The organism is Bacillus sp. MMSF_3328, from assembly GCF_030733525.1.
Classification (GTDB): Bacteria; Bacillota; Bacilli; order Bacillales; family Cytobacillaceae; genus Bacillus_AB; species Bacillus_AB infantis.
Window position 1 is genome coordinate 1 of record NZ_JASHIV010000023.1, and the last position, 15456, is coordinate 15456.

Here is a 15456-nt window from a genome sequence, read left to right on the forward strand (position 1 = left end):
CGACAAGCATAAGACGATCAGGACGGAAGGTTGTTCTTTAACCTTCTGGCCTGATTGGCTTATGACTCGAGGGGCTAACCCCCTAACCAGGGCACCCTGAACTGCAGATATTTGCGAGTTTTCAACTATATTTGCGGGTTTTTCAATATATTTGCGACATTTCTGATATATTTGCGAGTTTGTCATTTTATTTGCGAGTTCCCCCATATATTTGCGTCTGCCCTACTTCAGCCTTCCCCTCACCCGATTAAACACCGCACAGATTCCACGCCCGCATAAAAAAGGAAATTTCAGAAAAATGTCAGTGCTTGTCAAATGGCGCCTGGGTTTGTGCTATAATGTATGTGGTTTTGGGGGTTTATAAAATGAAGGGGGAAAAACATAATTTGAACAATAAATTCAGGTCCTGGCTAAGCCTTTTTACAAATAAAAAGACAGTAAAAGGCGCTTCTATTACCTATCAAGTCGTGTGGAATTTAACTCTTCTGTTCATTATACTCGTTGTTCTCGGAGGAGCTTTTGCAGGAGGAGTGGGTGCCGGGTATTTTGCCTCCCTGGTGAAAGATGAGCCGATCCGTTCCTATGAGAGCATGAAGAAAGATATATACAATTATGAAGAAACATCAGAGCTTTATTTTGCCGATAATGTCTACCTCGGAAAGCTCCGCACAGACCTTGAGCGGGAGGAAGTAAAGCTTGAGGATGTATCAGAATATCTGAAGGACGCAGTCATTGCGACAGAGGATGAATATTTTTATGAGCATGATGGTGTTGTGCCAAAAGCAATTCTGCGCGCACTCTACCAGGAAGTATCAAACAGCGCTGTACAAAGCGGCGGAAGCACCCTGACACAGCAGCTGATCAAGAATCAGATTCTGACAAATGAAGTGTCATTCGAGAGGAAGGCAAAAGAAATCCTGCTCGCGCTCCGGCTCGAAAAATTCTTTGATAAAAAAGAAATCCTTGAAGCCTACCTGAATGTGTCAACATTCGGGCGCAATTCATCCGGCCGGAATATCGGCGGCGTACAGGCAGCAGCAAAGGGAATTTTCGGGGTTCCTGCCAAAGACCTGAATATTGCCCAGTCCGCTTTTATCGCCGGTCTTCCGCAGAGCCCTTTCGGATATACCCCTTTTACAAACAAAGGGACCGTCAAAGAGGATCTGGAACCTGGATTGTCAAGAATGAAGACCGTTCTGAAACGGATGTATGACGACGGAAAGATTTCCGATAAAGAATATCAAGAAGCTCTTGCTTATGATATTACCAAAGATTTCGTTCCTGCAGGCTCAAGTGCGGTAGAAAAATATCCTTGGGTCACATTTGAAATTGAGGAGCGTGCAGCCGAAGTCATGTCCAAGGTGCTGGCTGAAAAAGACGGCGCAATGGAGCAGTACAACAGTGACGAAGAAACCAAGCAGCGATACCTCGCTCTGGCTGATAAGAATCTGCGCCAAAACGGCTACAAGATCCATTCAACCATCAATAAGGAAATCTACGATAGAATGCAGCAGGTAAAAAATCAGTATCAGCATTACGGTCCTGATAAAGCCCAGAAGATGACTGATCCAGATACCGGAGAAGAGGTAAGCATCATGGAACCGGTCGAGGTCGGTGCTGTCCTCATCGAGAATTCTACCGGAAAGATCATCAGCTTTGTGGGCGGCCGTGACTATAAGAAAGAAAAGCTGAATCACGCCACACATGCGGTCAGGCAGAACGGCTCTACCATGAAGCCGCTTCTGGTTTACGCACCTGCCTTTGAGCTTGGAAAAGCATCTCCGGGCACCATACTTCCAGATGTGCCGCTGATGCTTGCACCTGGCTTGAATAGGCCATGGCCAAATAACTATGATTTGCGCTATACCGGACTTGTAACGGCAAGATATGCTCTTGCGAAATCTTATAACGTACCTGCCGTCAAGCTATACAAGGATATTGTCGGCCAAAGGCCGGCAGAATACCTGAAAAAAATGGGCTTTACCTCGCTGATTGAACCGGATTATACGAACCTGTCCACTGCTATCGGATCTCTTGAAAACGGTGTGACCGTTGAAGAGAACACTAATGCATTCGGGACATTTGCCAACAGCGGCAAATTCGTTGATGCCTATATAATTGATAAAATCACTGACAGAGACGGGAATATCGTTTACCAGCATAAACCTGAGCCTGTTGAGGTCTTCAGCCCGCAGACGGCATATCTTACTTATGATATGATGCGGGATGTCATTAACAGCGGTACAGCCACTTCTTTGAAAAACAGACTGAAATTCAGTTCTGACTGGGCCGGGAAAACCGGTACAGGCAATATGTTCCATGATGCATGGTTTGTAGCGACGAACCCGAATGTTTCTTTCGGCATCTGGACAGGATATGACACGCCCAAGTCATTAAAAACAGGCGGCATGAGCTACAGCATGAGGAATATTTATCTTTGGGCAGATTTGATGAATGCAGCCTACGATGTTGCCCCGGATCTCGTTGATCCGAGCGAAAGCATCAAGATGCCAGGCGGGATTGTCAGAAGATCCTTCTGCGGTGTATCCGGCCTTCTCCCATCAGAAGCCTGCTCACAGGCCGGCCTGGTGGAGACAGACCTGTTTAACAGCAAGTATGTGCCAACCAAAACGGATGACAGCCTTGTGAATGGTAAATTCGTCCGCATTGGCGACAGAAAATATCTGGCGCTTGATTCAACGCCAGCCGAATTTGCTGAATCAGGGCTTATCCTTAACCCTGATTATATTGAAAAGCTATTTGGCGTGAATGTGGATCCTGGCCAGCTGATCCCGCAGAAGGACAGATGGTCTAAAGTTCTCGTTCCCCAGGATAAAATCGAGGATAACGGCAAAACACCTTCCGCTCCATCAATCAAAGCTTCAGGAAGCTCCATTGTATGGGGGCAGCATCCTGAATCAGATGTGATCGGCTACAGGGTCTACAGCGGCGGAGCCAAAGTCGGCAGCGTGAGAGCTGGCTCTGGCCTTTCATTCAGCGGCGGCAATGGTTCCTATTATGTCACGGCCGTCGATATTGCCGGCAGGGAATCAGGTGCATCAAACACGATTCAGATCGGCCAGGCCGCTCCGCCGGTGACGGATAAGCCGAAGGAAACGAAGCCGTCCGATCCTCCTGGAAATAAACCAGAGGAAAAGCCGGAAGACAAACCGGATGAAGAAAAGCCTGCTGAAAATGAACCAAACCCAGATGATGGAGGTCAGGATGAAAGCGGCAGTGAATAATATAACAAAGGGAGAAGCCAATATGGCTTCTCCCTTTGTGTTAATCTTCCATTGTCGATAAATCGCCTGTAGGCAGATCCAGTTCCCATGCTTTAAGGACCCGGCGCATGATTTTTCCGCTCCGTGTTTTTGGAAGCTTGTCGCGGAATTCGATTTCGCGCGGCGCTGCATGAGCGGCCAGGCCTTTTTTGACAAACTGGCGGATATCTTCAATCAATTCGTCAGACGCTTCATAGCCATCTCTCAGTGCAATGAAAGCCTTGATGATTTCCCCGCGGACAGGGTCCGGTTTGCCAATGACCCCAGCTTCAGCGACAGCCGGGTGTTCAACAAGCTTGCTCTCTACTTCGAATGGCCCTACCCGCTCTCCGGAGGTCATGATGACATCATCAATTCGCCCCTGGAACCAGAAATAGCCGTCTTCATCCATATAAGCTGAGTCACCGGAAACATACCAGTCTCCAGGCATGAAATAGGATTGATATTTCGGTTCGTTATTCCAGATCGTCTGCATCATGGACGGCCAGCCTTTTTTGATGGCCAGATTCCCCATCCTGTGAGGCGGAAGGATATTTCCCTGATCATCCACAATGGCGGCTTCTACGCCTGGTATCGGCTTGCCCATGGATCCCGGCTTGATCTCCATGCAAGGATAATTACAGATCAGCTGTGCACCGGTTTCAGTCATCCACCATGTATCATGGATCCTCAAATGGAAGACCTTCATTCCCCATCTGACAACTTCAGGATTCAGAGGCTCCCCGACACTTAAAATATGGCGCAGGCTGCCCAGGTCGAAGTTCTTCACCACTTCGTCTCCTGCACCCATCAGCATACGGAAGGCTGTTGGCGCACTGTACCAGACCGTCACTCCATATTCCTCGATCATTTTATACCATGTTTCAGGATTGAATCGCCCGCCGACAATAACATTCGACGCACCAGAAAGCCATGGAGCAAAGATTCCATAGGAAGTCCCTGTCACCCATCCAGGATCAGCCGTACACCAGTAGACATCCTCTTCCTGCAGATCCAGCACCCATTTGGCTGTCTGGTAATGCTGGATCATAGCGTTATGTACATGCAGGACTCCTTTTGGCTTCCCTGTGGAGCCGGATGTATAATGAAGGATCAGCCCATCTGTGCGTTCCACCCACTCTATCCCCAGTTTTGTGCCGGCCTCGGCGAATCTTTTATTAAAGTCGATAAACGGGCCATCTTCTTCTATTCGATCCCCAACCAGGAATACAGTCTTCAAATCTGGAAGCTCATCCACCGGCACCCGGCCAAGCAGCTCTGGCGTTGTGACCAGAACTTTCGCCCCCGAGTCTTCAAGGCGGTCGCGGACTGCTCCTTCCATGAACGCTTCGAATAAAGGCCCTACAATAGCCCCGAGCTTAATGGCTCCAAGGACAGAGAAATACAATTCAGGCGAACGCGGCATAAAAATAAAGACGCGATCCCCTTTCTCGACATCACCATAATTTTTTAAAACATTGCCGGCCTTGTTGGAAAGATCCTTCATTTCCTTGAAGGTATACTTCTCTTTTCTTTGGCCGTCCCGGTAATATAATGCCACTTTGTTTTTCCGGAAAGATTCTGCATGTCGGTCTATGGCTTCATAAGCCATATTGACTTTCCCGGTCTCGCTCCACGAAAACTCTTTTTCTGCTTCCTTCCAGTCAAATTGACTGTACAGTTCGTCATAGTTTGCCAGATTGAAATTTCCCTGGACTGCTGGCAGCGCTTCCACTTTCATTTGCATGCTCCCCCTTTTACAATGTTTGTCATTATTATAGTACAAAACATTTCTTTTCTCAATTTTTAAAATATTGCAAGCGATTGCGGTCAGCCGATTTAATACTTTTGTCATACAGGAAATATACGAAACTTCAAGATTAAATATTTGCAATTTATTGATAAAATAGTTTGGAAGCGCTTTTACTGCTGTTTTTTATGTATAATAGGAGTACAACTGAAATGCAATGATTTTTTGGTGGTGAATCGATGGAACATACAATGACTTATAATGCGAAAGAATTGAAGACAGTTAAAGGGAGCCTGATCATCGAGGGTCCCGTCCCGTCAGAAAAATTGGCACAGTATGAGTTTCACGAGGACCTGGTCGCATTCCGCCCTCCGCAGCAGCAGCATAAGGCCCTGATTGAAATCGCGTCCCTTCCGGAAGGCAGGATCATCATCGCCCGGGACGGGATGACGATTGTCGGCTATGTGACCTATCTGTACCCCGATCCCCTCGAAAGATGGTCGGAAGGCAATATGAAAAACCTGATAGAGCTGGGAGCCATTGAGGTGATCCCGAAGTTCAGGGGTGCAGGCACAGGAAAAAGCCTTTTGCAGGTGTCCATGATGGATGATTATATGGAAAATTATATTATCATAACGACAGAATATTACTGGCATTGGGACCTTAAAGGGACAGGACTGAATGTGTGGGAATATCGCAAGGTAATGGAAAAAATGATGAATGCAGGCGGGCTCGAATGGTATGCCACGGATGATCCTGAAATCAGTTCCCATCCGGCCAACTGCCTGATGGCAAGGATCGGCAAAAGGGTGGACCCTGAATCCATCCAGAGATTTGACCAGCTCCGCTTTATGAACCGATTTATGTACTAGCCTTTTCTATTTCTCTAGTTAAGGGGGAAAATCTCCATGATTGTAGAAGACATAATGAAAGTCGATGTTGCCGCACTCTCTCCTGACCATTCTATTGCAGAAGCCCTCCGGCTTATGAATGACAGGAAAATCCGCCATCTTCCGATCATAGATTCGGAGCGCCGGTTAGTCGGCATCATTTCTGACAGGGATATCCGCGATGCAGCTCCTTCCATTTTCCAGCTGGATGCCGACAGGAGCGAGCTGGGCAAGCCGCTGAAGGCAATCATGAAAACAGATATCATCACCGGCCATCCGCTTGATTTTGCGGAGGAAATTGCAGCAGTGCTATATGAACATAATATTGGCTGCGTCCCAATCGTGAAGGAAGGGACACTGGTCGGCATTGTAACGGAAACGGATCTGCTTTATACCCTGGTGGAGCTGACAGGCGCCAACCAGCCAGGTTCCCAAATAGAAGTGAGGGTTCCGAACAGGGCCGGCGTTCTGTCAGACCTGACAGAGGTTTTCAAAGATCGCAAGGTCAATATCCAAAGTGTCCTCGTCTACCCTGACAAGCAGGATGAACAATTTAAAATCATTGTGCTCCGGGTCAGGACCATGAATCCGCAAACCTTGATATCAGACCTGAAAAAGGCCGGACATCATGTGCTGTGGCCGAATGGCCAGGGGATGCTGCCATGACCCGCGACAGCATTTTTATTTTTTCAGAGGAGCTGCTGAACTATAAGTTCAATCCCCAGCATCCTTTTAACCAGCTGAGATTAAAACTTACACTTGATCTTCTTCAGCAGGCCGGAGCAATTGATGCCGGCAGCATCATTCCGCCCAGACCTGCTTCCGATGAGGAAATATGCCTTATCCATGATCCCAATTATGTACAGGCGGTGAAGCTGGCAGGCCAGGGCAAGCTTCCGGCAGAAATGGCCGAAAGCTATGGAATTGGTACAGAGGATACTCCGATATTTGCTGATATGCATGAAGCAAGCTCCCTGCTTGTCGGGGGAAGCCTGACTGCGGCAGATTATGTAATGGAGGGCAAAGCGCAGCATGCCCTCCATCTCGGCGGAGGCCTTCACCACGGTTTCCGCGGCAAAGCTTCGGGATTCTGCATTTATAATGACAGCTCTGTTGCCATAAAATATCTTCAGGAAAAATATAAAGCCCGTGTCCTGTATATCGACACTGATGCACACCACGGTGACGGTGTTCAATGGGCGTTCTATGATGATCCTGATGTGTGCACCCTGTCTATCCATGAAACAGGCCGCTATCTTTTTCCAGGGACCGGCAATGTCAATGAAAGAGGGCAGGGGAAAGGGTATGGCTATTCTTTTAATATCCCGGTGGACGCTTTTACGGAAGATGAATCATGGCTTCAGGCTTACCGCGATTCAGTAAGAGAGATCGCCGACTTTTTCCGCCCTGACGTCATTGTGACACAGAATGGCGCCGACTCTCATTATTTGGATCCGCTTACACATTTATCTGCGACCATGAAAATCTATCGCGAAATTCCTAAGCTGGCCCATGAAATAGCCCACCAATATTGTGATGGAAGATGGATTGCCGTCGGCGGAGGCGGCTATGATATCTGGCGGGTTGTGCCAAGGGCCTGGGCCCTGATCTGGATGGAGATGACGGGAAACCCCAATTGCTATGGGAGATTGCCGGAGGGATGGATTAAGACTTGGAAAGATCAGGCTCCGGTAGAGCTGCCGGAAGAGTGGGATGATCCTGACAATCTGTATCCGCCCATCCCGCGAAAACCTGAAATAACTGAGAAAAATGCCAATACAGCAGCCAAGGCTCTGTATCCTATCCGGAATAAGACACATTCTGAATCCCTCTAGTCTTTCCGGCAAAAAATCCTGCCAGCCATGCCCTTTGTCCAAGCTCATCCTTTCAGTTTGCATACAATATGCTGCGATGCTTTCTATGAAAGGAGATATGCAAATTGGGGAAAATGAGGACTCTCTCCACAGGTGTCCTGCGCAAAGAGCCAGGGACAGTGGCTGCGGTTATCAATCTGGCCAATACAGGGCAAAGCGTGCAGGAAGTGACTGTGGAAGTATGGAACTGGTCGTCCTATTCAAAACCGGCAAAGCTTCCCGTCCTGATTGGGAAGAATAATGCGGTGATGTTCCCGCATAAGCTGGAATCTGAGAAGCTGGCGGTCATGTATACAAATCTTGCTGGTGTACTTTTCTATGAAATCCGGATTATCGGCGGCGATGAAGTTATAGCGAATTGCTTTGGCAGGAATGCCAGCCTTGCTGCCCAGGAAGGAAACACAGTTCTTCACCAGCAGCTTACGCCAATAGGCGGGAATGATGATGGCAAATTTGAGTTCAATTTAGAATCCTTGCCCTGGCCATGGCTGCTCTCGGAGTTTGGAAAGAACTTTCTGGACAAGAAATAACAAATGGAATAGAAAAAAGGCTGTTTCTCAAGAAAGAGATACAGCCTTTTTCCTATTCCTATGAATCTGTATTTTCCTCATAGCGGGGATCTGAAATGATAACTTCAACACGCCGGTTCTTTTCAAGATTTTCCGCCGAATCATTCGGGACGAGCGGCCGGGTGTCTCCGTAGCCAACAGCAATAAAGCGTTTGCTGTCAACGCCTGTGCCTGCCAGATACCTGATGACACTGCTTGCCCGCGCGGCAGAAAGCTCCCAATTTGACGGATATCGGTAGGTGGCAATCGGCCTGTTGTCCGTGTGCCCCTCTACCTTGACTAGGTTCGGCATACCGGCAAGCAGTGACCCCACCTTATCCAGAAACCCGCTGTTCCTGTCGATGATTTCGGCTTCACCTGATTCAAAAAGCACCTGCTCTTGAAGGACCAGCACCACACCTCGCTCTGTCCGGTTGGCCACAATAACATCCTCAAGGCCGTTCTTTTCAAGATAGCCTTCCACTTCCTGCAGAAGGTTCTCCAGTCTCTCCTCTTCCTGCCTGTCCGAATCCGGCCCCTGGTTCACAACATTCTTGTCATTTTCCGAAGGATTTTCAAATGGAATGATTGAAGGATAAAAATCCATGAACTGCTTGTCCTGGAACGATTCAGAAACGGCCTTGAATTTGACAATATCAATCTGCGACATAGAAAATAACAAAATGAAGAATACGAGGATAAGAGTGACAAGATCAGAAAATGTCACCATCCACTTTGGCGCACCCTTCGGCTCTGTTCTCGGTCGTCTGTTAATCGCCATATTCTAGGCCCTCCGCTGATGCTTGAGCCTCATACTTCTCTTTTCTTTCCTGGGCAGAAAGGAAAGCGCCCAGCTTTTCTTCCAGCAGCCTCGGGTTCTGCCCTGCCTGTACACCGAGAACGCCTTCAATGACAATTTGTTTCAGAAATACTTCCTTCTCAGTTTTCAGCAGAAGCTTGGCTGCCATCGGCAAAAAAACAAGATTGGCCAACAGCGAACCATATAAGGTCGTGAGGAGGGCAATTGCCATGTTCGGCCCAAGGCTTGCAGGATCATTCAGATTCTTCAGCATCAGTACAAGCCCGATGAGAGTCCCGATCATCCCCCAGGCAGGAGCATATTCTCCCGCTTTTTCAAGGATGCTCCTTCCCTTCCGGTGCCTTTCCTCCATGGCCGCAATCTCGGCATTCATAATATCATTGATCACATCCGGCTCGAGCCCGTCGACCGCCAGCAGGACACCCTTCCTGATAAAAGGATCTTCCATCTGTTCTATCTCGGTTTCAAGGGACAGCAGTCCTTCCCGGCGGGCCTTGTCCGATAGCTTGACAAATACATCGATGATCTCGGCCAAATTCTTTTCATCATTTGAAAAAGATTGGCGGACCACTGTAAAGGAATGCTTGATGTCCCTCAATGGAAAGCTGACCAGCAGGCCGGAACTCAGTCCGCCAAGGACAATCAGCATAGAAGCGGGATCCACAAAAGACAGGAAGCCGCTGAAGCCCCCGTTTGTCATAATTCCAAAAACCAGCATTGCAAAACCGATAAACAAGCCAATCGGTGTAAGAGTATCGAGCTTTCTCATAATTCCTCTCCCTGGTTAGCTTATAATCCAATAACACCTGAGAGCAGAATCCCCTGATCCTGGCATGAAGGATTCTGCCCGCTCTCTTTTTATATCGGCATTATTATTATTTTGTTGAGTCTCGATATTCAATCCGGTGAGGCAGGACGACAATGTTTTCCGTTACTTTCTCTTTGTTCATATATTTGGTCAGGAGGCGCATGGCAACCGCCCCGATATCATAAAGCGGCTGGACGACGCTCGTAAGCTGCGGCCTTACCATCAAAGCAAGGCGTGTGTTGTCTGAGCTGATGACTTCAACGTCGTTAGGTACAGAAAAGCCTTTGTCCTCTGCACCATGGACAACACCCAGGGCCATTTCATCAGACCCGGCAAAGATGGCTGTCGGCTTTACAGATGCCTCCATCAGCTTTTCAAACGCTTCGATTCCGGAATCATACGTATAATCTCCTTCTGCAACCAGCTCTTCCCTATATTCAATGCCTGCTTCACTGAGTGCCCTTTTGTAGCCGGCAAGCTTTTTCGCTTCATTGATCGGTTCATGCAGCGGCCCGATGGCAATGCCGATCTCCTTATGGCCTTTTTCAATGAAAGTCTGTACCGCATCATAAGCGGCCTGCTCGTAATTGATATTAACAGAAGGAATTTTCTCTGATTCCTCAATGGAACCGGCCAGAACGATCGGTACTGGGGATTTTTCGAACTCATCCACATGTTCAGCTGTAATATTTCCGCCCATGAATACGATCCCGTCCACTTGCTTGCCCAGCATAGTATTCAGCAGGTGAAGCTCTTTATCTTTATTCTGATCAGAATTGCTCAGGATAATATTGTACTTATACATCGTTGCAATATCCTCGATGCCCCTTGCCAGCTCTGCAAAGAAGGTGCTGGAAATATCCGGGATGATGACGCCTACAGTGGTCGTTTTCTTGCTGGCAAGTCCCCTGGCAACGGCATTTGGACGGTATCCAAGCCTCTCGATGACCTCAAGCACTTTTTTCCTTGTTGCAGGTTTTACGTTCGGGTTTCCGTTTACTACACGGGAAACCGTTGCCATTGAAACATTTGCTTCACGGGCAACATCATAGATTGTTACATTCATTTAAAACACTCCTTTTTCACTTGAACATTCCTCTTTTACCACACTGTCTTAGCCAGTATCCTTTGCCAATCAGCTTTATTAATAAAAGGCTTTGTTAAACATTGCTGTTAAATTTTAGGATCATTTCAACTGTGCTGAAATCGTGTGAAACAAAGTTTCGCACGCATGAGCCCGAAATCAACAAGGTACACTAACACAGCCTAATAAAAAGAAAAATATAAATTGATTTGGCCATGCATTTTTTAAGTTCATTACTTATGTTGTCCTGATATCCCAAACAGTAACGCAATTTTCCTGTTTGTGAATAACTAAACTTGTCTAATTATGTCTTTAATCATACGACAGACAGGCGTTTGCCGCAATGTAAAGCCCTTTTATTTTACAAAAAAGCGGCGATTTATTCAAAGACATAACTCCGTAAATGCCAAAACCTCTTTATATTTTATGCAAATGACCTTCCCATCAAAGAAAAGGGCTCTCCTGAAAAAATCAGAAGAGCCCTTTTTATATAGCCGGCAAAGGAATATCCCTGTATGCTCTGCCTTATACTTTTACAAAGGAAGAAGCCTTAAGCTGTGCCATGAAATCGTCAAACTGATTCAGGTCCATCTGCTGTGCTGAATCCGAGAGAGCAACCGCAGGATCAGGGTGGACTTCGGCCATGACGCCGTCTGCACCGATTGCCAGTGCTGCTTTGGCAGTTGGAAGAAGCAAATCCCTTCTTCCGGTAGAGTGGGTGACATCGACCATAACAGGAAGATGCGTTTCCTGCTTCAAGATTGGAACGGCAGAAATATCAAGCGTATTGCGTGTTGCACGTTCGTATGTGCGGATGCCCCTCTCGCAGAGGATGATCTGCCCATTGCCCTGAGCCATGATATATTCAGCGGCATTGATGAATTCTTCAATGGTAGCCGCAAGGCCCCTCTTAAGCAATACCGGTTTATTGGCTGCACCCGCTGCTTTCAGGAGCTCAAAGTTCTGCATATTCCTTGCACCGATCTGAATGACATCCAGGTATTCTGAAGCTGTTTCAATATCAGCAGGATTGACTATTTCACTGATAACAGCAAGGTCATATTCATCTGCGACTCTCTTCAGGATTTTCAGGCCTTCAAGTCCCAGCCCCTGGAAATCATAAGGAGAGGTTCTAGGCTTATAGGCACCGCCGCGGAGAAGCTTCATGCCCTTGGCCTTTACTGCTGCCGCAACTGTAGCCACTTGTTCATAGGACTCGACAGCACATGGCCCAAAGACAAAATGCGGGTTGCCGTCGCCGATTTTTTCGCCTCTTAAATCGACAACGGTATTTTCTGGCTTTTTCTTCCGGGAAACAAGGAGCGCTTTGCGGTGGTCATCTTTCTGCAGTTCAAGCCCTGCCTTAAAGATTTCCTTGAACAGGTGCTCGATCGTTGAGTTTTCAAACGGCCCCTCGTTATGTTCTTTAATGGAATCCAGCATTTTTCTTTCACGGACAGGATCATAGCGGTTAACACCCTGAGTTTCCTTAACCCTTCCAATTTCCTGAACAAGGCTTGCCCTCTCGCTGATCAATGATAACAGCTGAAGATTGATTTCCTCTACTCGTTCGCGCAGCTGATCTAATTCTTTATTGCTCATCATGTCCCGTCCCTTCTCTTTGGCTGAACCGAAGTATTGCGCCCTAAATTAGCATCCGCAACGGTTCTTCTTTATCGGCCTGTTAAAATATGATACATTTTTTATAATTAGGGATTATTATATATGAATTAACTGCCAATGTCACGTATTTTTTCTTTATTAATTAAACGCTTTTAAGCATTAAAGAAATTTACCTATGGAGATAGGCTTAAGTTTCCTCTATCCTGTAAAAGAAGGTGCATCCCTTGCTTAAAAATAAAATATTCGCCCTTGATATCGGCACCCGTTCAGTGGTCGGAATCATCCTGGAAGAACAGGACGGGCAGTTCAAAGTAATAGATATCCACACGAAAGAACATAAAGAACGAGCCATGCTTGATGGACAGATCCACAACGTCATCTCTGTATCCAAAATCATCGCTGAGATTAAGGAAGACCTTGAAGCAGCCCATGGCCCCTTAAAAAAGGTCTGCGTCGCAGCTGCCGGAAGGGCCCTCAAAACTAAAAGGGCCCAGGCATCCGTCAATATCACCGGCAAGCCAATAATCCAGAAGGATGATATCCTCCATCTTGAGCTGAGCGCGGTTCAGCAGGCGCAGGCAGAAGTAGCGGAAGAGCAGAAGTCGGATAAAAGCCATTATTATTATTGTGTCGGATACTCTGTGCTGCATTACAGGCTGGATGGTGAAGAAATTGGCAATCTCATTGACCAGCAGGGAGAAGAAGCTTCAGTCGATATTATTGCAACATTCCTTCCCAGAGTGGTCGTTGAGTCGCTGATTTCTGCCCTCCACCGTGCCGGCCTTGAAATGCAGGCTCTTACACTCGAGCCTATTGCCGCCATCAATGTCCTCATACCGCCGTCCATGAGGAGGCTGAACGTTGCGCTTGTCGACATTGGGGCGGGTACTTCTGATATTGCCCTTACAGATTCCGGAACCGTTATTGCATATGGTATGGTCCCTGTTGCAGGGGATGAGATCACTGAGTCACTCAGCGATCAGCTTCTTCTCGATTTCCCTTTGGCTGAAGAAGCAAAACGGAAACTGCTTGATCACAATACGATTAAAACGACAGATATTCTCGGCTTTGAAACAGACTGGGACAGTGAAGATATTATTTCACAAATTGAACCGGCAATCGAAAAGCTTGCAGATTCGATTTGTAATGAAATTCTGCAGCTCAATAATCATAAATCTCCCAAGGCCGTCATGCTTGTGGGGGGCGGGAGCCTTACGCCGCGCCTGCCCCAAATGGTTGCAGCCCGCCTGGAACTCCCGGAGAACCGGGTTGCCATCAGGGGGATTGATGCAGTCGCTTCCCTGGCCTTCGCCGACCATATATTAAAAGGCCCTGATCTTGTTACGCCGGTTGGGATAGCGATAGCGGCCTTGCAGTCTCCTGTCCAATACAGGACCGTTTATGTAAATGATCTGCCTGTCCGCCTTTTTGAAGTGAAAAAATTGACTGTGGGCGACTGCCTCCTTGCTGCCGGGATCAAAATGAGCAAGCTTTATGGAAAGCCCGGCATGGCCAAGATTATATCCTTGAATGGCCTAAGCATCACGATACCTGGAGAGCACGGCAATCCGCCTGTTCTGCTGCAAAATGGCTCTGCCTGTTCTTTGGATGACGGAGTCAAGGATGGAGATATGCTGACAGTTGCCAGGGGCGCTGACGGAAGAGCATCTTTTCTTAAAATTAAGGACCTGGTCGATACCATTCCGGATAAAAACGTGATCGTCAATGGGAAGGACTATAGTGTCAAAGCAATCATTTCCAAAAACGGTATAGCAGCGTCTTCGGAAGATTCTGTGGAGGACCGCGATAAAATTGAGTGCAGAAGTGCTGACAGCATTGAATCGGTCTTAAAGACTCTTAACCTGGGAGACTTATTAAAAAGCATAAAGCCCTTCCATCTGAGGATTAACGGAAAAGAAACATACATTCCCTCTCTTTCTGGAAGGCTGACCCGAAATGGGATTGATGCCAAACCTTCAAGCGGCTGTGAAGGTGGGGATGTGATTGAAGCCGCGGGAAAACACCAGGCGACAGTGGCCGAGCTGGCTGAAAAGAAGCAGCTGACACTTACGCGGACATTGCCTGTATTCTTTAACGGCGAGCGCATTACCCTGACAAGGGATGCAGCCGAGGTTTGGCGCGAAGATGTGAAGCTGAAAGCTGAGAGTATAATCAGGAGCGGGGATTCAATCCAGATCAGGAACCTCCCTGAAGAACCTTTTATTTTCCAGGATCTTTTCACCTATGTTGAAGTAAAGCCGCCCGCTCATGCAGCCGGCAGCTTTGAACTAATGAGGAATGGAAGGAAATGCTCCTTCCATGAACCGGTAAATGCTGGGGACACCCTCCATATCCACTGGCCTGAGCACATTAAAGTAAAATAAATTAAAAAGGCCGTCCCTTTACCGGAACGGCCTTTTGGTGTCAGCTGTTTTCACTTACAGCCTTCGCCAGTGAATCTTCCGTTATTTTCCAGTGTGATGCATGCCATACAACATCTTTGTTCAAGAAAAGAATCGCCTGAGGGGATTCATGCTTAATATGATATTCCTCAGCCACATGATTGGAGACAGGGCGGGCATCCTGTACAGTTAAAAAATAGGCAGGAACGCTGCTGTTAGAAGACGTGAAGCTTTCATACTCTTCATAAGCCGCCTGGCTTACAGGGCAGGTGGTGCTGTGCTTCAGTAGAAATGCCGGGCTCTTTTCTTCTAAAATGCTATTAAATTCTTCGATTGAATGTATTTGTTTCATCTTATTTCCTCCTGAAATAAAGAATGCGGCAGAGTCATTTTA

12 protein-coding genes are annotated in these 15456 nt (G+C 47.3%); 6 read left to right on the forward strand and 6 right to left on the reverse strand.

Annotated elements, in window-relative coordinates:
* The first annotated feature begins 365 nt into the window (after positions 1–365).
* On the forward strand, positions 366–3245 hold the full coding sequence (locus RBB45_RS22730; RefSeq protein WP_224951672.1) for a transglycosylase domain-containing protein: 2880 nt from the start codon (positions 366–368) through the stop codon (positions 3243–3245).
* Between the two features lie 40 nt (positions 3246–3285).
* Here RBB45_RS22730 and acsA read toward each other — a convergent pair whose 3' ends face one another.
* Complete coding sequence (acsA, locus tag RBB45_RS22735; protein ID WP_224951673.1) at positions 3286–5004, reverse strand: acetate--CoA ligase; 1719 nt, start codon at positions 5002–5004, stop codon at positions 3286–3288.
* A gap of 248 nt (positions 5005–5252) precedes the next feature.
* Here acsA and RBB45_RS22740 point away from each other — a divergent pair, with 248 nt between their 5' ends.
* From RBB45_RS22740 to RBB45_RS22755, 4 genes are all read left to right on the forward strand, one after another.
* Positions 5253–5885 (forward strand): GNAT family N-acetyltransferase, encoded by a 633-nt coding sequence (locus RBB45_RS22740; protein WP_094766884.1) that lies wholly within the window; start codon positions 5253–5255, stop codon positions 5883–5885.
* Positions 5886–5921: 36 nt separating this feature from the next.
* Complete coding sequence (locus tag RBB45_RS22745) at positions 5922–6569, forward strand: acetoin utilization AcuB family protein (protein WP_009795359.1); 648 nt, start codon at positions 5922–5924, stop codon at positions 6567–6569.
* On the forward strand, positions 6566–7738 hold the full coding sequence (locus RBB45_RS22750) for an acetoin utilization protein AcuC (RefSeq protein ID WP_129613911.1): 1173 nt from the start codon (positions 6566–6568) through the stop codon (positions 7736–7738). The genes RBB45_RS22745 and RBB45_RS22750 overlap by 4 nt, the downstream gene beginning before the upstream one ends.
* A 104-nt stretch (positions 7739–7842) precedes the next feature.
* Positions 7843–8307, forward strand: a complete 465-nt coding sequence (locus RBB45_RS22755; protein WP_371931656.1) for a hypothetical protein — start codon at positions 7843–7845, stop codon at positions 8305–8307.
* Between the two features lie 58 nt (positions 8308–8365).
* On the opposite strand, the gene motS is transcribed toward RBB45_RS22755, so the two are convergent.
* The 4 genes from motS to RBB45_RS22775 all read right to left on the reverse strand — a co-directional run bounded on the left by motS (position 8366) and on the right by RBB45_RS22775 (position 12639).
* Positions 8366–9106 (reverse strand): flagellar motor protein MotS, encoded by a 741-nt coding sequence (motS, locus tag RBB45_RS22760; protein WP_101550541.1) that lies wholly within the window; start codon positions 9104–9106, stop codon positions 8366–8368.
* Positions 9096–9914, reverse strand: a complete 819-nt coding sequence (gene motP, locus RBB45_RS22765) for a flagellar motor protein MotP (protein WP_224951674.1) — start codon at positions 9912–9914, stop codon at positions 9096–9098. Before motP ends, motS begins: the two co-directional genes overlap by 11 nt.
* Before the next feature lie 106 nt (positions 9915–10020).
* Positions 10021–11019: a catabolite control protein A gene (gene ccpA, locus RBB45_RS22770; RefSeq protein ID WP_009795364.1), complete on the reverse strand. Its 999-nt coding sequence runs from the start codon at positions 11017–11019 to the stop codon at positions 10021–10023.
* A 543-nt stretch (positions 11020–11562) separates the two neighbouring features.
* Positions 11563–12639: a bifunctional 3-deoxy-7-phosphoheptulonate synthase/chorismate mutase gene (locus RBB45_RS22775; RefSeq protein WP_224951687.1), complete on the reverse strand. Its 1077-nt coding sequence runs from the start codon at positions 12637–12639 to the stop codon at positions 11563–11565.
* Positions 12640–12884: 245 nt separating this feature from the next.
* Here RBB45_RS22775 and RBB45_RS22780 point away from each other — a divergent pair, with 245 nt between their 5' ends.
* On the forward strand, positions 12885–15044 hold the full coding sequence (locus RBB45_RS22780) for a cell division protein FtsA (protein WP_306010392.1): 2160 nt from the start codon (positions 12885–12887) through the stop codon (positions 15042–15044).
* 40 nt (positions 15045–15084) lie between these two features.
* Here the strand turns inward: RBB45_RS22780 and ytxJ are convergent, their stop codons facing one another.
* Positions 15085–15414: a bacillithiol system redox-active protein YtxJ gene (gene ytxJ / locus RBB45_RS22785; protein ID WP_009795368.1), complete on the reverse strand. Its 330-nt coding sequence runs from the start codon at positions 15412–15414 to the stop codon at positions 15085–15087.
* Positions 15415–15456: the final 42 nt, after the last annotated feature.